Below are 17551 nucleotides of genomic sequence, written 5' to 3'. Positions count from 1 at the left end.
TCCCCGAAGCTCCCCCTGCGGCGTAGCATCGCGGGAGTCACGGGATCCGGCGAGGAGCGGCGATGTGCCAGTACATCATCTACTTCCATCAGCAGTGGGTCGGCGAGCACAGCGACGAGTGGTTCGCCGAGCGGGGCGCGCTCTGCAACGCCGTCGTGTCCGACATGCGCGATGCGGGCGTGCTCGTCTTCGCAGGAGGCGTCCACGAGGACATGGACGCGGCCTTCACCGCCGACGCGTCGAGCGGGACGCCCGTGATCTCGGACGGACCGTTCGCACCGGCGGAGCAGTACATCGGCGGCCTCACGATCATCGACGTCGCCGACGTGGACGACGCGAAACAGTGGGCGGGCAGGATCGCCGAGGCGTGCGGCTGGCCGCAGGAGGTCCGCCGCGTCAGCTGACGTGCTCGTCGGTGTCGGGCTCGGCGCGGAGCAGATCCGCGATCTCCTCCTCGGGGCGCGGGGCGATGTTCTCGTCCTCTTCCAGCTCCGGGATGCTCGGCTCGCCGGGCGCCGGGACGTGCGCGGACTCGGACCGCTCTTCGATGTCGGACATGGCCGCACCTCCTCGGGAACACCGCCAGCGTACGCCCCGCCGTCCACGGACGGCCGATGCGCAACTCAGTCGAGCGGTCGCTTCAGGCCGACGTGCGCCGTCCGGTAGCCGAGCCCGGTGTAGAACGCGCGGGCCCGATCCCGGGCTTCGTCGGTGGTCACCTGGGCGAGGGTCGCTCCGCGCGACCGTCCGAACTCATGTGCCCACTGCACCATCGCGGTGCCGAGACCCTGCGAACGCTCCGCAGGCGCGACGCGCAGACCCTCGATCTGCAGCCTGGTGGATCCGCCGCGGGACAGTCCGGGGATGACCGTCAGCTGCATGGTCGCCACGATGCGGCCGGCGTCGTCCCGCACCACCCCGAGGAAGTTCGAACGGTCGCGGATGACCGCGTTGTACGCGGACTCGTACCTCCCGAGCTCGACGTCCTCCCGTTCCGCGCCGAAGGGGTCGTCGGCGAGCAGCGCGGCGATCGCCGGGATGTCCGCCCGGGCCGCACGCTCCATGCGGTAGGTGCGGTCCCCCGCGCGGAGCAGGCCCCGGACCGACGTCCGCGCGTCGGTCCGCAGGCGCGCGACGAGCAGGTCGAGCCATTCCCCGACGTTCGCCCTCGCTTCCGCCGTGTCAGGGTACCGGCATCGCAGGTGAAGCCCGGATTCGTCGAGGATGAACCAGAGCATGACGCCGTCCGTGTCGATCGCGGCACCGACGTATTGCGCGTCGAGCCCGACGGAGTCGATCCGCACCGGCAGCCGGCGCAGATCGAGCCAGGAGATCGCGAACATGCCCGGCGCCACCGGCATCCCACCCCAGGGCTCCAGCACGTCGGCGAGCGGCCACGACCCCAGCCGCACGGCCTCCTTGACCGCTGCGGCCGCCTCGCGCGGCTCGGCGACGGCGGATTCCAGCACGGAGTTCGTGATGAACCAGCCCACGGAGTCGTGCCACGTCTGCTCGTAGCGGCTGTGCACCGGGAAGATCGCACGCAGAGCCGTGCCGGCGAGCGCGCGGGTGACCGCCGTCATGGCGACGACGGCGAGCGCCAGCGTCGAGACGCCGTCGCCCCGCGCCTGGGCCTCGAAGGCGGCGCTGTCGTCCGCATCGAGCACGTCGCGCACCTCGACCCTCTCCCGGTGCGGCTCGGGCGGGCCCAGCGGCAAGGGGAACCTCGGCATCGCTCCCCCGCTGTCGCGGATGATGTCGGCCCACCGTCGGCGCACGTCTTCCGGAGCCGAAGGACGTTCGAGCAATGATGTCGTGTGCTCGACGAACGCGGCAGCCGGCGCTGACCACGGATCCCGGTCCTCGCGGCCCGCATCCAGCGCCGTCATGAGGTCGCGAGCGATGACGAGCATCGACCACATGTCGACGTGCGCGTGGTCCGCGCCGATCACGACCGTGACCCCCGTCGCGTTCTCCAGCACGCACAGCCGGTACGAGGGACGGCGATAGGGAGAGCACGCCGCATCGAGCACCTCGCGCACGGCATCGTTGACCGCCTGCCCCGGAGCGATCTCGTGCTCCACCCAGGTGCCGCCGTCGATCCTGATCTCGTGGAGCTGGGGCTGCCCGTCGTCGCCCCGCGCGAAGGCCGTGCGGAGGGTGCCGTGACGTGCGATCACCGCGAGCCAGGCGTCGGCCAGCATCTCCTTCGTCGCGCGACCCGGCAGGCGGAAGGAGATCGCCATCCAGGATCCCGGTCGGTCTCCCAGTCCGACGTGGATCCGCTGGTCGAACGAGACGGGCAGGTGCCGACCGAGTTCCGAGGCGCTGACGTCGTACCCCCAGAGCCGGCCGAACGGGAGGCGCAACTGCGTGACATGGGTCAGCCGCATGGGAGAACCCTAACGTCCCGCTACTCTGACCTCAGCGTGTCGTGTGGATCCGATGCGCGTCGCGGGAGCGGAAGGAACCCGATGCCCACCTTCGAAGTCGCCGGTGCCGAGCTCGCCGTCGCGCTCAGCGACGAGGGCGGGCACCCGGTCGTGCAGCTGCACGGCCTGACCTCGAGCCGGGCCAGGGACCGCGTGCTGAATCTGGACCTCGGCCGGGGGCTGAGCGGCACCCGGCTGCTGCGGTACGACGCGCGCGGCCACGGCAGATCCACCGGCCGCAAGCTCGCGGAGGACTACGCCTGGCCCACGCTCGCCGACGACCTGCTGCGGCTGCTGGATCACTGGTTCCCGGGCGAGCAGGTGCACGGCGTCGGACCCTCCATGGGCGCGGCGACCCTGCTGCATGCAGCGGCGCGAGAACCGGACCGCTTCGTCGGGCTCACCCTCATGGTGCCGCCGACCGCCTGGGAGACCCGCGCGGCGCAGGCGCAGAACTACCGGGACGATGCGGATCTCGTCGAATCGGAGGGCGTCGACGCCCTCATCGCGGCCCACCGCGGAGGGACCCCGCCTCCCGCCACCGCGGGCGCGCCCGAGACCGTGCCGGATGTCGCCGATGCGCTGCTCCCCTCGCTCCTGCGCGGTGCCGCGATGAGCGATCTGCCTGCCCCCGAGGCGATCGCGCGCATCGACGTCCCGACCAGCATCCTGGCCTGGATCGACGACCCGGGACACCCGCTCTCGACAGCGCAGACGCTGGCCTCGCTGCTCCCCCGCGCCACCCTCTCGGTGGCGAGCGACCCCGTCGACGTGGACACCTGGCCCCAGGCACTGAAGCACGACGTCGCGCGGCGCGGCTGAGGGTCTACGCGGATCGTCTCAGCCAGTCCTGGATCAGCGCGCGCAGCAGATCGGGCTTCTCGTGCGGAAGCGCGTGCCCCGCCCCGTCGACCACGGCCACCGTCGCGCCGAACCAGCGGTCCGCGAGATCGACCGCGGCCGCGAAGCCGACCGTCGCATCGAGCCGCCCCGCCACGACCAGAGCCGGACCGTCGTACGCCGCCCCCTCCTCCGGCAGGTCCCAGCGCTCACCGATCCGCCCCATCGCCGCCTCGTCGGCCAGCCGCATCCCGGGGACGACGAGCCGCTCGTACCGGTCGAGCATCTCGGGGGTCTGCACGACGAAGTACTCGCGGAAGATCTCGTCGCCGAGGTCGCCGGACCCGGCGATCACGCGATGCTCCGGCACCTCGCGGATGTCCGGCAGGAGCGGGCAGATCAGGGCCAGCCCGGCGACGGCGGACGACTGACGCGCGGCCATCGCGAGGGCGAAGTGCGCACCGGCGGAATGCGCCACGACCACATACGGCTCGCCGGCGGTGACGCGATCGGCGAACTCGCACAGGACGTCGAGGACATCCGCGGCACTGTCGAGGCCGTTCGCCGCCGTACGTCCCATCCCCGGCAGATCGGGATAGATCCGTCGGACGCCCTCGGTTCCCGCGAACGCCGGTTCAAAGCATCCCTCGGCTTCGCGGTGATCCACGCCGGCGCCGTGCAGCACCAGCACCGGGCGCCCCGCCCCGTGCTCGACGTAGTGCACGAGCGTCTCGCCGACCTGCAGCTCCATGGCTCCACGCTAGGCCGTGGGCGCGGACAGCACCATGTCACACTGAGGTATGCCGGTGCTCAGTGCCTTGCGCGGCGGGGTCGCGGTCCGCGCCGCCGATGCGATGCGCGCCCTGAACGCGCGTCATCCGTGGAGCCACAACGACGCCTTCCATCCCTGGGTCGCGGCACGGCTGCCGGCCGGACGATCCGAGGCGCTCGACGTCGGATGCGGACGGGGCGAACTCCTGGCGATGCTCGGCGAGCATTTCGCGGTTGCGCAGGGCATCGAGGTGGACCGCGAGATGCGGCGCGTGAGCAGCGCCCGATGCGCGGGCCTTCCGAACGTCACCGTGGACGATGCTCCCCTCGAGCGCGTTCCCGACGGCAAGGATCTCGTGACGATGATCGCCGTCCTGCATCACTTCGAGCTCGAGCCCGCCCTGGCGCAGGTGCGCCGGATCCTGAAACCGGGCGGACGGTTCCTCTGCGTCGGCCTGGCACGACCTGATTCGGTGATCGACCGCCTGTGGGATGCGGCGTCGGTGATCACGAACCCGATCATCGGCTTCGTGAGGCACCCGTGGGTCGTGCAACCGGGATCCGCGAGTCCGCCGTTCCCGGTCAAGGAGCCGGAATACGCCCTCACTCAGATCCGCGACGCGGTGCGGCGGACGATGCCCGGCGCGGTGATCCGTCGACAACTCGGCTTCCGCCACACGATCGAGTGGACGAAGCCCGCGCGTTTCGTCTCGCTACGCTCGCTCAACGACCGTGGGGGTCAGACGTTGAACCTGAACTCCACCACGTCTCCACAGCTGCGAGCGCGACCTGACATCAGTGTCGTACTCCAGGACAGCACCAGCACCCCTGTGTACCCAGGAGCACCCAAACACTAAGGCAGCGGCGGTGCACCGCCGTCGAATTTCATGGCACTCGACGGACAGTGCTTTGGTCACCCACCCGATTTGCCGTCCGTGCAATTGACCCAGCGTCGAACCACTGGACGAGTGTGGTCGCGAGTCCGACCGCAACGATCGCTTCCGCCTGATCGACATTCCCGGGGCCGGTAGGCTGTCCACCGTGACGATCGTGCTGGCCGTGCCAGAGGGTGCGCATCATGCCTATGATGACGTCGCCCGAAGGCGAGCGCGAGTCCTCACGCGACATAGGAAGAGCCCAGTCGCCCTGATCTTCCATATGTTTGAGGACCGTGCCAAGCGTGGCGCGGGTGTTGGCCGGTGACACCACCGGCACAGAAGCATCTTCGACGGCAAGGATCGCAAGGCGGTAGGCCTCGCTCGCGTTGGGTCGGATCCCGTAAAGGTTCTCCCAGGCCTTGGCAAGCCGAACACCCGCTCGCCCCGCTCGACCTATGACACTGTCAGCCCCGGCCTGAACGCCGAGCGGCACCCGCCGCACTAACCCAGGCTTGCCGAAGCGAGATCCTACTGTCCAAGCCGACTTACTCCGTCGGAATAGAGCTTCCAGCACGTCCCCTTTGGGATCCTTCCCGTGCGCGAGAATGTAGTCGGCCACCTGCAACCCACTGGCATTCTTCGTCAGCGCGTAGAGGGCTGAGTCCAGTTGATTCCGGCCAGCCATAGCGTCGGTGCCGTTGACCCTCAAATTGGGCAGCGGAACACGGAGGGTCTGGCACATCGACTCAGCGAGGTCCTCGTCGAGGTGCGCCACCCACCCACTGCCATCGCGGTACCGCCGGTGACGAGTGATCTCAGCTTTCACCCAAGCCCAGAAGGCGGCCTCCATCCATGACGGGACGCCATCGTGCAGTGCGTCATACTCCGCGATATCGTCGTCGGACTCGACGCCGAGCGGACGCCACTCATCCTCGACCATGATTTACCCCCCGAGTTGTTGATTGGAACTCCACGACTTCATCGTCCTAGGCTCGGTCAATCGAGCTTCTCAAAGGAGGGCCGGGGGGCGATCACTGGCACTCGCGTCTCGTTGATCGTGAGCCACGTTGGGGCTTCCACCGACAGGAGCCTTCTGTCGACGGCGATTAGATTCTGCTGAGCGGCTTCGTTGAGGGCGTCCAATATCTCAGTCACCTTTACGCGCTCGAACTTCTCCAACTGGGCCTGAACCTTTTGCGCCTTCGCGCTCGGCTTGTAGTAGTAGTGGCCCCGATCATGCTTTCCAACCGTCAGAATCGCCTCAGCCACAGCCTCGTAAGCGTCGTTGAAGAGGCCCATAAACCCATCGGGGTCAGGTAGAGCGACCAGATGCAACGACTTCCAGCGCTGATATCCGGGCCGAAGGTCGCGAGCTTGAGGAACGATTGCTACTCGGAGCCCGCGGCCGTCCTCCAACTGGTGCCAGTTGCTCTTGATCGTGGCGGCGGCGAATTTGTCCTTGTCCTCTCCGCCGAGGAACAGGTCAGTTTTCCATACCTGTTTGATTCGGTCGCCCAGGATCGGTTCTGCATGCACGCCTTTCGCCGCGATCGGCACCCAGGAACCGAAAGCAAATGGTCGCCCCTGTCCATCTGGAAGCAAAACCGCGTCCCCGCTCGCGTTGTTTACAACGGCCTCTGTGAAGCCGAGGTGACGAGCACGCTCGTGCCCAAACATCAACGATGTTGGCACTGAGGTGCTCTTGAATGACTTGGGACTTGTCTTCAGGAGGACCTGCATCACCAAATCGGTTACCCGCGGCTCACCGCCCATGATCGCCTCGTGTACCGCCCACTCGAAGCCGTCACCACGGGCGCCTTTGTCTCGGTGGAGCCGAACCACCTTCGCGAGTTGCCGAAAGGTCACGTCCTGTCGATCGCAGTTGAGATCCTCAAGATCGTTCTGCGTCAACTCGTCGAAGTGTGCGCGAAGTACGGAACGCGAAACCGCGTACAACGCGCGTCCGTACTCATCGACGGGTTCAGCCTGAGTAAGAAACGTAACGTCTGCCATCTCGTCTCCCAGATCGACTAACGAAATTCCAGATCAGACGCTCATACTAGACGTTGAAGCGGAACTCCACGACGTCGCCGTCCTGCATCACGTAGTCCTTGCCCTCGAGGCGGGCCTTGCCTTTGGCGCGGGCCTCGACGACGGATCCGGACGCGACCAGGTCGTCGAACGAGATGACCTCGGCCTTGATGAAGCCCTTCTCGAAGTCGGTGTGGATCACGCCGGCGGCCTGCGGGGCCTTGTCGCCCTTGTGGATCGTCCAGGCGCGGGCTTCCTTCGGGCCGGCCGTGAGGTAGGTCTGCAGGCCGAGGGTGTCGAAGCCGATGCGGGCCAGCTGGTCGAGACCCGACTCGTCCTGACCGGTGGAGGCGAGCAGCTCCGCCGCGTCCTCCGGATCCAGGTCGATGAGCTCCGACTCGATCTTCGCGTCGAGGAAGATCGCCTGGGCCGGGGCGACGAGGGCGGCGAGCTCCGCCTTGCGCGCGTCGTCGGTCAGCACGGCCTCGTCGACGTTGAAGACGAAGATCACGGGCTTGGAGGTCAGCAGACCGAGCTCCTTGATCGGCGCGAGGTCGATGCCGCTCGTCGAGAGCAGCTGACCGCGCTCGAGCGCGTCCTTCGCCGCCTTCGCGGCGTCGAGCACCGAGGCGTCGGTCTTGCGACCGCGCACCTCCTTCTCGATGCGCACGATCGCCTTCTCCAGCGTCTGCAGGTCGGCCAGCATGAGCTCGGCGTTGATGGTCTCCAGGTCGTTCTTCGGGTCGATCGCGCCCTCGACGTGCACCACGTCGTCGTCCGCGAACCCGCGCACGACCTGCGCGATCGCGTCGGCCTCGCGGATGTTCGCGAGGAACTGGTTGCCCAGCCCCTCCCCCTCGCTCGCGCCGCGCACGATGCCGGCGATGTCGACGAACGACACCGTCGCGGGCAGGATCCGCTCGCTGCCGAAGATCTCGGCGAGCGCGTTCAGGCGCGCGTCCGGCAGGTTCACCACGCCGACGTTCGGCTCGATCGTCGCGAACGGGTAGTTCGCCGCGAGCACGTCGTTCTTGGTGAGGGCGTTGAAGAGGGTGGACTTGCCGACGTTGGGCAGTCCGACGATTCCGATGGTGAGAGCCACGGGGTACGAGTCTACCGGGGCGCGCGCCCGCTCAGGATCCGCGGACCGCGCGGTATGCGGCGGTCACGTACGGCATCTCCAGCGTTCCGCCCTCGGCGAGGCCCAGCTCGTCGAACAGCGCGTCCATCCCGCGAGCCACGCGGTCCTTCTCCTCCTCGGGCGCCGTGATGAGGTAGCTGCGGGAGCGGGCCATCGCGTGCAGCTCGGCGCGCGTCATGGTGCGCGTCCACTCCCAGCGCTTCTCCTCGAGCGGCCCGAACGGCGATGCGACGCGCACCGCGTTCGAGGCGATCATCTCCTCCGCGGGGCTCCCGTGCATGATCGCCGTCAGCCGGCGCACCCATCCGGTGCGGTCGTCGCGCACGTTCCAGATCAGACCGAGCACGCCGCCCGGCCGCAGCACGCGGCCGATCTCGGCGGAAGCCGCGACCGGCTCCACCCAGTGCCACGCCTGACCGAGCACTGCGGCGTCGGCGATCGCATCGTCCAAGGGGAGCTCCTCGGCCGTGCCGGTCACGGTCTCGACGCCGGGCGTCTTCCCGCGCAGCGCATCGAGCATCTGCGGATCCGGGTCGACCGCGGTCACGGTGGCGGATCCGAGCGCAAGCACCGCGCGGGTGAGCTTGCCCGTCCCCGCGCCGATGTCGACGACCGCCCTGTCGCCGGCCGGCAGCGGCTCGAGGAGCCACTGCACCGCCTCCGCGGGGTACTCGGGGCGCCCCTTCTCGTAGCTGCCCGTCTCGGATCCGAAGCTCGTCGCGCGTTCCACCATGCCTCCGAGACTACGCCCGGCGATCCGGGCTCCCGCGGCGCGCCTGAGCGCCCTCCGCGCTCTCTCGACGGAGGGTGGATGCGTGGCCCTGGACTTCACCGCGATCGACTTCGAGACGGCGAACTCCTCCCCTGCCTCCGCGTGCTCGGTGGGCCTGGTGCGGGTGCGCGACAGCGTCGTCGTCGCGCAGACGGGCTGGCTGATCCGCCCGCCGCACGGCCACGACGAGTTCCAGGAGTGGAACGTGCGGATCCACGGCATCCAGGCGCACCAGGTCCTGGATGCACCCGGCTGGAGTGAGCAGCTCGACCGGCTGTGCGCCTTCGCCGGTGCCGATGTGCTCGTCGCGCACAACGCCGGGTTCGACCTGAACGTCATCCGTCGCGCCTGCGAGGCCACCGACGACGACTGCCCGCCGTACCGCTCACTGTGCAGCCTCGCCGTGGCGCGCAAGGTCTACGACCTCGACTCCTACCGACTGCCCGTCGCCGCCGAGGCCGCAGGGTTCGGTGCGTTCCCGCACCACGACGCGCTCGCCGACGCCCGCGCCTGCGCGCAGATCGTGATCGACGCGGCGCGACGCACGGGATCCGACACGATCCAGCAGCTGGCCGAGACGATCGGCGTGCGCCTCGGCGATCCGCTCGCACCCGCTGCCCCGGCGAAGGTGCGCGCCGCGGCCTGAGGCACGACGGCGCGTCCTCCGGCGATGTCGGAGGCCCCGCCCATCATGGACGCATGGACGCGCTCGCACTGCTCATCGCCGCTGTCGCCGCGGCCGCCGGCCTCGCCGTCGGCTGGTTCCTGGGTCGCAGCCGCGGCGCCGCCGACCTCGCCCGCGCCGACGCGGAGCTCTCGGTGGTGCGCGAGGAGCGCGACCGCCAGCACGATCTCTACCGCGACGCGGTCGAGCACGCACGCCTGCAGCAGCACGACGCCGCCGAACGCGCCCGCCAGGAGAACGCGGTGCTCACCGCCCTCGCCCCCGTGCGGGAGAGCCTGCACCGCATGCAGCAGACGGTGACGGTGCTCGAGCGGGAGCGTCACGCGCAGTTCGGCCAGCTCAGCGAACAGCTGCGCCGCACCGAGGAGAGCGGGGAGGCGCTGCGCTCGACCACCGAGTCGCTGGCCGGCGCGCTGCGCTCCACATCGGCGCGCGGAGTGTGGGGCGAGACACAGCTGCGGCGCGTGGTCGAGGCGGCGGGGCTCACCCGGCACGTCGACTTCGACCTGCAGGCGACCATCCGCTCCGACGCCGGTCAGGGCCGCCCCGACATGGTCATCCGCCTCGCCGGCGGAGCATCGATCGCGGTAGATGCGAAGGCGCCCCTGGACGCGTTCCTCGCGGCGGGCACGCTCGGCGTCGATGACCCGCAGCGCCGCAGCCTCATGCAGCAGCACGTCAAAGCGGTGCGCGCGCACATCGACGCGCTCGCGAAGAAGGCGTACTGGTCGGGACTCGACGTCAGCCCGGAGTTCGTGATCTGCTTCCTGCCCACCGAGTCACTGCTGTCGGCCGCCCTCGACGAGGATCCGGCGCTGCTCGACTACGCGTTCGGCAAGCGCGTGGCGCTCGCCACTCCCGTGAACCTCTGGGCGGTGCTGAAGACCGTCGCCTACACGTGGAAGCAGCAGGAGCTGTCGGCCGAGGCCGCGGTCCTGCTCGAGCTGGGCACCCAGCTGTACGACCGCCTCGGAGTGCTCGCCGGACATGCCGAGGATCTGCGTCGCGCCCTCGAGCGCACCGTCGAGAGCTACAACCGCTTCGCCGGCTCCCTGGAGGGGCGCGTGCTGGTGACGGCACGCCGGTTCCCCGGCGTCGACGCCGATGCGCTCTCGGCGCCGTCACCCGTGACGGGCTCGACACGGCGGTTCACCGCCGAGGAGCTGACGTCAGCCTCGGGCGATGCAGCGAGCGGCATCCAGGCGGATCTGGGCGAGCTGCGCGAGCGGCTGACCACCGAGGACGGCGAGCGCGAGGAGGTCAGGCGCTCCCCGGAACCCCGCTGAGCAGGAAGACCACCACGCCGGAGAACAGCACGAAGGCGCCGATCATCCACCAGGCGCTGATCTCGTGGCCCTCTTCGCGCCGGACGCGGAACAGCACGTCGGTGCGGCGGGACGCGTCCATCTCGACGATCTTCACCGTACCGGTGTCGGTGATCGTCTCCTGGCGGTAGATGTTCTCCGCAGCCATCCTCGTCACCTTCCTGATCCGCATCCTGCGTCGCGCAGAATGCGCCGTGCACGCCGAAGGCGCCTCCACCATTGTGCCAGGTGGGCAGGCGAACCGAGGGAATGCGATCAGGTCGTTATCGAGGCGCGACCTCAAGGACCGGGAGTCGACGACCGCTCAGAGCCACTTCGAGACGAGGTGCTCCGACGCGATCCGGCGCAGGGTGCCGGACGCGCTGCGCAGCACGACGCTCTCCGTGTACAGGTAGTCCCCCTCGCGACGCACGCCGGCGACGAGCTGGCCGTCGGTCACTCCCGTGGCGACGAAGATCGTGTTGTTGCCACTCACCAGGTCATCGGCCTCGTAGACCTTGTCCATGTCGAGGCCGGCGTCGATGCCGCGCTGGCGCTCGTCATCGTCGCGCGGCCACAGCCGGCCCTGGATGTGCCCGCCGAGCGCCTTGATCGCGCACGCGGTGACGATGCCCTCCGGGCTGCCGCCGACGCCGATGCACATGTCGGTGCGCGCGCCGTGCCGCGCGGCGTTGATGCCGCCGGCGACGTCGCCGTCGCTCATCAGGCGCGTGCCGGCGCCGGCATCTCGGATCTCCTGGATGAGCTGCTCGTGACGGGGCCGGTTCAGCACCGACACGACGATCTCCTCGACCGGCTTGCCGAGCGCGCCTGCCAGCCGCTTGATGTTCTCCGCGACGGGAAGGCGGATGTCGACGACGCCGACGCCGGCCGGGCCCGTGACGAGCTTGTCCATGTAGAAGACGCTCGATGCATCGAGCATCGTTCCGCGGTCGGAGACCGCGATCACAGACAGGGCGTTCTGCCGTCCGGCGGCGGTGAGAGACGTGCCGTCGATCGGGTCGACCGCGATGTCGCACAGGGGCCCGGTGCCCGATCCGCTGCCGACGTGCTCTCCGTTGAAGAGCATCGGGGCGTTGTCCTTCTCGCCCTCGCCGATCACCACGCGGCCGTCGAAGTCGACCGTGCCGAGGAAGGCGCGCATCGCGTCGACCGCGGCGCCGTCCGCCGCCTCCTTCGCCCCCCGTCCGATGAACGGAACGGCGCGGATCGCCGCCGCCTCCGTCGCACGGACGAGCTCGAGTGCGAGGTTGCGGTCGGGGCTGAGGGGGCTGAGATTGGCTGCGAGGCTCACCATGGCACTCAGCGTAGGGGCCGGACGATTATGGATCCGCAGTTTTCCGCCCTCAGAACTCGAAAGATCTCACCTTCTTTACGGAGCCGAAGATCCGCGGCCCTCGGCCCGTCGTCACGCGCTCTGAATCGCCGATCCTGCGGCGCTAGAGTGGCCACTGACCCCCGTCATCCAGCACAGGAGATGCCATGCCCGTTGCCACCCCGGAGCAGTACGCCGAGATGCTCGACCGCGCGAAGGCGGGCGGGTTCGCCTACCCCGCGTTCAACGTCTCCAGCTCCCAGACGATCCACGCCGTGCTGCAGGGTCTGACCGAGGCCGGCTCCGACGGCATCATCCAGGTCACCACGGGCGGCGCCGACTACTTCGCCGGGCAGACCGTCAAGGCGCGCGCCACCGGCGCGCTCGCGTTCGCGAAGTTCGCCACCGAGGTCGCCAAGTCCTACCCCGTCACGGTTGCGCTCCACACCGACCACTGCCCGAAGGACGCCCTCGCCGGCTTCGTCGAGCCCCTCATCGCCGCCAGCGAGGAGGAGGTCCGCGCCGGACGCAACCCCATCTTCCAGTCGCACATGTGGGACGGCTCGGCCGTGCCGCTCGCGGAGAACATCGAGATCGCGAAGGATCTCCTCCCCCGCATGAAGAACATCAACGCCATCCTCGAGGTCGAGATCGGCGTGGTCGGCGGCGAGGAGGACGGCGTCGCGCACGAGGGGTCGAACGAGGCCCTCTACACGACGTTCGCGGATGTCGATCAGGCCGTGCAGGCGCTCGGCCTCGGCGACCAGGGCCGCTACATCGCCGCCCTCACGTTCGGCAACGTGCACGGCGTCTACAAGCCGGGCGGAGTGAAGCTGCGCCCGGAGCTCCTCGGCGAGATCCAGCAGCAGGTCGCGGCCAAGTACGGCACCGGCCCGAAGCCCCTCGACCTGGTCTTCCACGGCGGATCCGGCTCCACGGACGCCGAGATCGCGCTCGCGGTCGCGAACGGCGTCGTGAAGATGAACATCGACACCGACACCCAGTACGCCTTCACCCGTGCGATCGCCGGCTACATGTTCAGCAACTACGACGGCGTCCTCAAGGTCGACGGCGAGGTCGGCAACAAGAAGCTCTACGACCCGCGCGCCTGGGGCAAGGTCGCCGAGACGGCGATGGCTCAGCGCGTCGTCGAGTCCACGCGCCAGCTCGGCTCCTACGGCCAGTCCCAGAGCTGACCTCGGTCCGCAGCATTCAGGAGCGCCGTCGGGATCCGTCCCGGCGGCGCTCCTGTCGTACCGGGTCAGCCGCCGACCTTCGCGCCCGACGCGTTCACGACCCACCAGATGCCCTGCAGGCCCTGTCCGTGGACGTCGCCCGCGGCGGTGTCGCCGGAGTAGGTGTACAGGGGCCAGCCGTCGAGCGTGATCTGCTTCTTGCCGTCGGGCGTCGGGATCGTGCCGAGCGCGCCGCTGATGCCCTCTCCTTGAGGGGTGTCGCCGGTGGCGAGGATCGCCGGCCACAGCCCGGCGCACGCTCCGGTGCACGCGCTCTTCTGCGTGCCCTTGGTGTCCTTGTCGAACACGTAGGCCGTCATGCCGGTCGAGGTCACGACGACCTCGCCGAGCGACGTCTTGGCGAGCTTCAGGCCTGTGCTCGCGGCGGTGCTGCTCGTCCCCGCGCCGTACCCTCCGCCCGCTCCGTACCCATCGCTCGATGCCGGCGGCGCCGAGGATCCGGTGGTCGCCGGCGAGCTGCATCCGGCCAGCAGCAATCCCAGTGCTAGGGCTCCGATCGCCCAGGTTCTGCGCATGTCCTCATCCTTTCGACCGCGCTCCGTGCGGTGCGCTCACTGGAAGAACGAGGGCGAGCGCGTCGCGGTTCATCCCGACGCGGAGCCGCCGCGGATGTCGTGGCTCAGCACGACGTCTCCGGCCGCCGTGCGGATCTGCACCGTGCGGATGTCGGCGAGCGCGGCGGCCGTTCCCGCGGACAGCGTCGTGGTGCGGCCCGGCTCGGCCTTCCACGTCGACAGATCCGTCGTCGTGCCGTCCTTGCCCACCACGGTGAGGACGTAGGTCCAGCCGGCATCGGGAGCGCCGGCGTCGTACAGGCACGCCATGTCGATCCTGGTGCCCCAGGCGACAGGCGTCAGGGAGACCGTCCCGCTCACCGGCACGGACGCCGCCGCGTCCAGCGCCACCGACACGGCAGGTCGCGGCGTCAGCGCGACGACCGTGACGGGCACCGCGATCGCGAGGGCGGCGGCGATGCCGACGCCGGCCCAGATCGCGCGGCGACGGCGCCGACGCCGTGCGCGCGCGATCGAGAGCAGCTTCGGCGCGACCGGGTCGGCGTCACCCGTGCCGATGCGCTCCGCGTCCTCGGCACGCACGCGCGAGAGCAGGCTCACCGCGGGCACGAGCTCGGCCAGGGCGGCGCGGCACTCGGGGCACTCCGCCAGATGCGCCTCGTAGCGGGCGCGGTCCGCCGTGGACAGCGCGCCCATCGCATAGGCGGCGTCCCACGTCGCGAACGGGTCCGGATCGACGCTCACCGGATCACCCCTCTCTCCTGCAGCGCGAGCCGCAGGGCCCGCAGTCCATAGTGCATCCGCGACTTCACCGTTCCGGCGGGGATCGCCAGCTCCTGAGCGATCTCGTCGACGCTGCGGCCGCCGTAGTAGCCGGCGACGATCACGGCGCGATGCTCGGCGCTGAGGTCGGCGAGCGCGTCCTCGATGAGGATCGCGTCGAACAGACGATCCGTCGTGTCGCCCGTGGCGCGCTCCGGCACCTCGGCGACAGGGTGCTCGTGACGTCTGCGCGCACTGCGGGCCTCGTCGATCACGAGGTTCCGCGCCACGGTGAACATCCAGGCGCGGGTCGTCGCGGCCTCCTGCTCCAGGATGCGCGGCGTGCGCCAGGCCCGCAGCAGCGTCTCCTGCACCACGTCGTCCGCCGAGGAGGCGCTGCCGGTGAGTCGCACGACGTAACGACGGATCGGGCCGGCGTGCACGTCGTAGAGCGCGGTCAGCCGCTCGTCCTCATCCTCCATCGTCGCCTCCTCACCGGGGAAACGAGATCCGGGGCCGAATGGTTCATCGCGGACGGATCGGATCCGCGCGGGCGGGGGAAACCGGTGAACCCGGTGCGCCTGCGCGTCGTTCTCCCAGTATGACCGCCTTGCCCGCGTCCGGCTCGTTCGTGCTGTTCGGCCTCCCCCTGCATCCTCTGCTGGTGCACGCCACCGTGATCCTCACCCCGCTGACGGCGCTCGCCGTGGCTCTGACGGCGCTCTGGCCCGCGGCGCGACGCCGTCTGGGCCTGGCGCCGCCGATCGCCGCGGCGCTCGTCGCGATCCTGGTGCCGGTGACGGTGCTCGCCGGCCTCGACCTGGCTGCGAGGGTCGGATCCACGCCCGCCATCCAGCGGCACGAGGCTCTCGGCCTGATGCTGATCCCCTGGAGCATCGCACTGCTGCTCGCCGCCGCCGCCGTCCAGTTGCGCGAGCGCATCACGACCCGGATCCGGCGTCCGTCCGTCGCGGCCGCGGTCTCGATCTCGATCGCGGTCGTCGCGGTGGCCTGCGCGCTCGGCGTGACCGTCGTGGTCGTGCTGACCGGAGAGGCGGGCGCCCGCGCGGTCTGGGGAGGGATCGCCTGAAGCGGCCCCGGGCACGGCGGCTCGTCGGGCTCGACGGCTACTTCTTCAGCTGCCCGTTCAGGAACGACACCACGGCGGGGTCGGAGAAGAAGGGCACCATCATGCAGATCGTCGCCAGCGTGACGAACACGGCACCGCCGAGCACCGGCACCCACCAGGCGAGCCGGCCGCGACGCAGCCTCAGGACCGTCCACGCGGCCGTCGCGAGCCAGCCCACGATGAGCGCGACGCACGCGACGATGCCCCAGGTCTTCGCCTGGTCGTAGTTCGAGAAGCTGCCCGAGATCCCGACGGCCTGCAGCATCATGTCCATGAGCGTCGCCGGGTTGAGGAACTGGCCGATCGAGGTCATCACGTTCCACAGCCCGTACGCGAGCAGCGCCAGGGCCGCCACCCGGTCCACGGGGCGCGGCGGACGCGCGCCCTCGACGACGACGCCCGGCTCGGCCGTGGGCTCGGCGGCGGGAGCGACGCCGGCCGGCGCGACGGGCGTGGTCGCAGGCGCGACCGCGGGCGTCAGCGGTCGTCCGGCCCGCCTGCTCTGCTCCTCTGGGGACGCGTACTCGCCGTATCGCGGACGAGGACGCGATGATTCAGCAACGGGCGGACGAGGACGCGATGATTCAGCAACGGGCGGACGAGGACGCGATGATTCAGCAACGGGCGGACGAGGACGCGATGAATCAGCGGCGGACGAGGGTTCCGTCATCGTGAGGTCCGTCCTCCGAGGGCGCGCTCGTCGCGCTGGCCCGACACGTCCTGGCGCAGCTCCTTCGGGAGCGAGAACATCAGGTCCTCCTCGGCGGTGCGCACCTCCTCGACGTCGCCGTACCCCGCCTCGGCGAGGGCTTCGAGCACCTCCTGCACGAGCACCTCGGGCACCGAGGCGCCGCTGGTCACGCCCACCGTCGTGACGCCGTCCAGCCACTCCTGCCGCACCTCGTCGGCGTAGTCGACGCGATAGGCGGCCTTCGCGCCGTACTCGCGGGCCACCTCGACGAGGCGCACGCTGTTGGAGGAGTTCGCGGATCCGACCACGATCACGAGATCCGCGTCGCGGGCCACCTTCTTGATCGCCACCTGCCGGTTCTGCGTGGCGTAGCAGATGTCGTCGGACGGCGGATCCTGCAGCTCGGGGAACCTCGTGCGCAGCCGGTTCACCGTCTCCATGGTCTCGTCCACCGAAAGGGTGGTCTGCGACAGCCACACGACCTTGCTGGGGTCGCGCACCTCGACCGTGTCGGCCTCCTCCGGGGAGTTCACGACGGTGACGTGGTCGGGAGCCTCGCCGGCCGTGCCCTCGACCTCCTCATGGCCGTCGTGGCCGATGAGCAGGATCTCGAAGTCGTCGCGGGCGAAGCGCACGGCCTCGCGATGCACCTTGGTCACGAGCGGGCAGGTCGCGTCGATCGCGTGGAGGTGGCGGTCCTCCGCGGCCGAGACGACCATCGGCGAGACGCCGTGCGCGCTGAAGACGACGTGGGAGCCCTCGGGGATCTCGTCCACCTCGTCGACGAAGATCGCCCCCTGCGCCTCGAGCTCGGTGACCACGTGGATGTTGTGCACGATCTGCTTGCGCACGTACACGGGTGCGCCGTAGCGCTGCAGCGCCTTCTCCACTGCGACCACGGCACGGTCGACGCCGGCGCAGTAGCCGCGGGGAGCGGCCAGCAGCACGCGCTTGGCACCGTCCACGGGGCGGTCCTGAAGCGGCTCGCGCACGCCTTCGGGGCGGCGG

At 69.8% G+C, this 17551-nt stretch carries 21 protein-coding genes; 7 read left to right on the top strand and 14 right to left on the bottom strand.

What is annotated here, in order from left to right:
• The first annotated feature begins 62 nt into the window (after positions 1-62).
• The gene (locus NFX31_RS05510; RefSeq protein ID WP_262956951.1) at positions 63-404 is read left to right on the top strand and encodes a YciI family protein; all 342 of its coding nucleotides are present in this window, start codon (positions 63-65) and stop codon (positions 402-404) included.
• Here the strand turns inward: NFX31_RS05510 and NFX31_RS05505 are convergent.
• Together NFX31_RS05505 and NFX31_RS05500 are read right to left on the bottom strand one after the other, a co-directional pair.
• Positions 397-558 (bottom strand): hypothetical protein, encoded by a 162-nt coding sequence (locus NFX31_RS05505; protein ID WP_175491309.1) that lies wholly within the window; start codon positions 556-558, stop codon positions 397-399. The two genes, NFX31_RS05510 and NFX31_RS05505, sit on opposite strands and share 8 nt — an antisense overlap.
• 65 nt (positions 559-623) lie before the next feature.
• Positions 624-2393, bottom strand: coding sequence for a GNAT family N-acetyltransferase (locus NFX31_RS05500; RefSeq protein ID WP_262956950.1), 1770 nt, complete (start codon positions 2391-2393; stop codon positions 624-626).
• An 81-nt stretch (positions 2394-2474) separates the two neighbouring features.
• Between NFX31_RS05500 and NFX31_RS05495 the strand changes: the two genes are divergently transcribed.
• Entirely contained in the window at positions 2475-3254 is a 780-nt protein-coding gene (locus NFX31_RS05495; RefSeq protein ID WP_045251411.1) for an alpha/beta fold hydrolase, read from the top strand.
• Between the two features lie 4 nt (positions 3255-3258).
• Here the strand turns inward: NFX31_RS05495 and NFX31_RS05490 are convergent, their stop codons facing one another.
• Entirely contained in the window at positions 3259-4023 is a 765-nt protein-coding gene (locus NFX31_RS05490) for an alpha/beta fold hydrolase (RefSeq protein WP_262956949.1), read from the bottom strand.
• A gap of 55 nt (positions 4024-4078) precedes the next feature.
• On the opposite strand from NFX31_RS05490, the gene NFX31_RS05485 reads away from it, so the two are divergent.
• Positions 4079-4900: a class I SAM-dependent methyltransferase gene (locus NFX31_RS05485; protein ID WP_262956948.1), complete on the top strand. Its 822-nt coding sequence runs from the start codon at positions 4079-4081 to the stop codon at positions 4898-4900.
• 28 nt (positions 4901-4928) lie between these two features.
• On the opposite strand, the gene NFX31_RS05480 is transcribed toward NFX31_RS05485, so the two are convergent.
• Genes NFX31_RS05480 through NFX31_RS05465 form a run of 4 tightly spaced genes read right to left on the bottom strand, consistent with a single transcriptional unit; the run spans position 4929 to position 8826 of the window.
• Positions 4929-5861, bottom strand: coding sequence for a hypothetical protein (locus tag NFX31_RS05480; protein WP_262956947.1), 933 nt, complete (start codon positions 5859-5861; stop codon positions 4929-4931).
• Positions 5862-5917: 56 nt separating this feature from the next.
• Entirely contained in the window at positions 5918-6934 is a 1017-nt protein-coding gene (locus tag NFX31_RS05475) for a hypothetical protein (protein WP_262956946.1), read from the bottom strand.
• Positions 6935-6980: 46 nt separating this feature from the next.
• Positions 6981-8054 carry a redox-regulated ATPase YchF gene (ychF, locus tag NFX31_RS05470; RefSeq protein ID WP_262956945.1) on the bottom strand — a complete coding sequence of 358 codons (1074 nt, stop codon included), beginning with the start codon at positions 8052-8054 and terminating at the stop codon, positions 6981-6983.
• A gap of 31 nt (positions 8055-8085) precedes the next feature.
• A complete protein-coding gene (locus tag NFX31_RS05465; protein WP_045251406.1) occupies positions 8086-8826 on the bottom strand; it encodes a class I SAM-dependent methyltransferase in 741 nt (246 codons plus the stop codon).
• An 82-nt stretch (positions 8827-8908) separates the two neighbouring features.
• Here NFX31_RS05465 and NFX31_RS05460 point away from each other — a divergent pair, with 82 nt between their 5' ends.
• Both NFX31_RS05460 and NFX31_RS05455 read left to right on the top strand, forming a co-directional pair.
• The gene (locus tag NFX31_RS05460) at positions 8909-9511 is read left to right on the top strand and encodes a 3'-5' exonuclease (protein WP_091480709.1); all 603 of its coding nucleotides are present in this window, start codon (positions 8909-8911) and stop codon (positions 9509-9511) included.
• 53 nt (positions 9512-9564) lie between these two features.
• The gene (locus NFX31_RS05455) at positions 9565-10836 is read left to right on the top strand and encodes a DNA recombination protein RmuC (RefSeq protein ID WP_262956944.1); all 1272 of its coding nucleotides are present in this window, start codon (positions 9565-9567) and stop codon (positions 10834-10836) included.
• Here NFX31_RS05455 and NFX31_RS05450 read toward each other — a convergent pair.
• Both NFX31_RS05450 and glpX read right to left on the bottom strand, forming a co-directional pair.
• Entirely contained in the window at positions 10811-11023 is a 213-nt protein-coding gene (locus NFX31_RS05450; RefSeq protein WP_045251403.1) for a hypothetical protein, read from the bottom strand. The two genes, NFX31_RS05455 and NFX31_RS05450, sit on opposite strands and share 26 nt — an antisense overlap.
• Positions 11024-11179: 156 nt before the next feature.
• Positions 11180-12172, bottom strand: coding sequence for a class II fructose-bisphosphatase (gene glpX, locus NFX31_RS05445; RefSeq protein ID WP_045251402.1), 993 nt, complete (start codon positions 12170-12172; stop codon positions 11180-11182).
• Between the two features lie 185 nt (positions 12173-12357).
• Here glpX and fbaA point away from each other — a divergent pair, with 185 nt between their 5' ends.
• The gene (fbaA, locus tag NFX31_RS05440) at positions 12358-13386 is read left to right on the top strand and encodes a class II fructose-bisphosphate aldolase (protein WP_045251401.1); all 1029 of its coding nucleotides are present in this window, start codon (positions 12358-12360) and stop codon (positions 13384-13386) included.
• Positions 13387-13451: 65 nt separating this feature from the next.
• Here fbaA and NFX31_RS05435 read toward each other — a convergent pair whose 3' ends face one another.
• The 3 genes from NFX31_RS05435 to NFX31_RS05425 all read right to left on the bottom strand — a co-directional run bounded on the left by NFX31_RS05435 (position 13452) and on the right by NFX31_RS05425 (position 15205).
• Positions 13452-13961 (bottom strand): COG4315 family predicted lipoprotein, encoded by a 510-nt coding sequence (locus tag NFX31_RS05435; protein WP_045251400.1) that lies wholly within the window; start codon positions 13959-13961, stop codon positions 13452-13454.
• 69 nt (positions 13962-14030) lie between these two features.
• Positions 14031-14705 carry a zf-HC2 domain-containing protein gene (locus tag NFX31_RS05430; RefSeq protein WP_262956943.1) on the bottom strand — a complete coding sequence of 225 codons (675 nt, stop codon included), beginning with the start codon at positions 14703-14705 and terminating at the stop codon, positions 14031-14033.
• Positions 14702-15205, bottom strand: a complete 504-nt coding sequence (locus tag NFX31_RS05425) for a sigma-70 family RNA polymerase sigma factor (RefSeq protein WP_045251399.1) — start codon at positions 15203-15205, stop codon at positions 14702-14704. The genes NFX31_RS05430 and NFX31_RS05425 overlap by 4 nt, the downstream gene beginning before the upstream one ends.
• A gap of 119 nt (positions 15206-15324) precedes the next feature.
• On the opposite strand from NFX31_RS05425, the gene NFX31_RS05420 reads away from it, so the two are divergent.
• Positions 15325-15813 carry a DUF2231 domain-containing protein gene (locus tag NFX31_RS05420; protein WP_091480722.1) on the top strand — a complete coding sequence of 163 codons (489 nt, stop codon included), beginning with the start codon at positions 15325-15327 and terminating at the stop codon, positions 15811-15813.
• Positions 15814-15850: 37 nt separating this feature from the next.
• Here the strand turns inward: NFX31_RS05420 and NFX31_RS05415 are convergent, their stop codons facing one another.
• Together NFX31_RS05415 and NFX31_RS05410 are read right to left on the bottom strand one after the other, a co-directional pair.
• Positions 15851-16522, bottom strand: coding sequence for a DUF6264 family protein (locus tag NFX31_RS05415; RefSeq protein ID WP_248700475.1), 672 nt, complete (start codon positions 16520-16522; stop codon positions 15851-15853).
• Complete coding sequence (locus tag NFX31_RS05410; RefSeq protein WP_248700481.1) at positions 16519-17535, bottom strand: 4-hydroxy-3-methylbut-2-enyl diphosphate reductase; 1017 nt, start codon at positions 17533-17535, stop codon at positions 16519-16521. The genes NFX31_RS05415 and NFX31_RS05410 overlap by 4 nt, the downstream gene beginning before the upstream one ends.
• Between the last annotated feature and the right edge of the window lie 16 nt (positions 17536-17551).

This window comes from Microbacterium azadirachtae, from assembly GCF_025583665.1.
GTDB classification, from domain to species: domain Bacteria; phylum Actinomycetota; class Actinomycetes; order Actinomycetales; family Microbacteriaceae; genus Microbacterium; species Microbacterium azadirachtae.
This window is presented reverse-complemented; position numbering and strand designations above follow the sequence as displayed.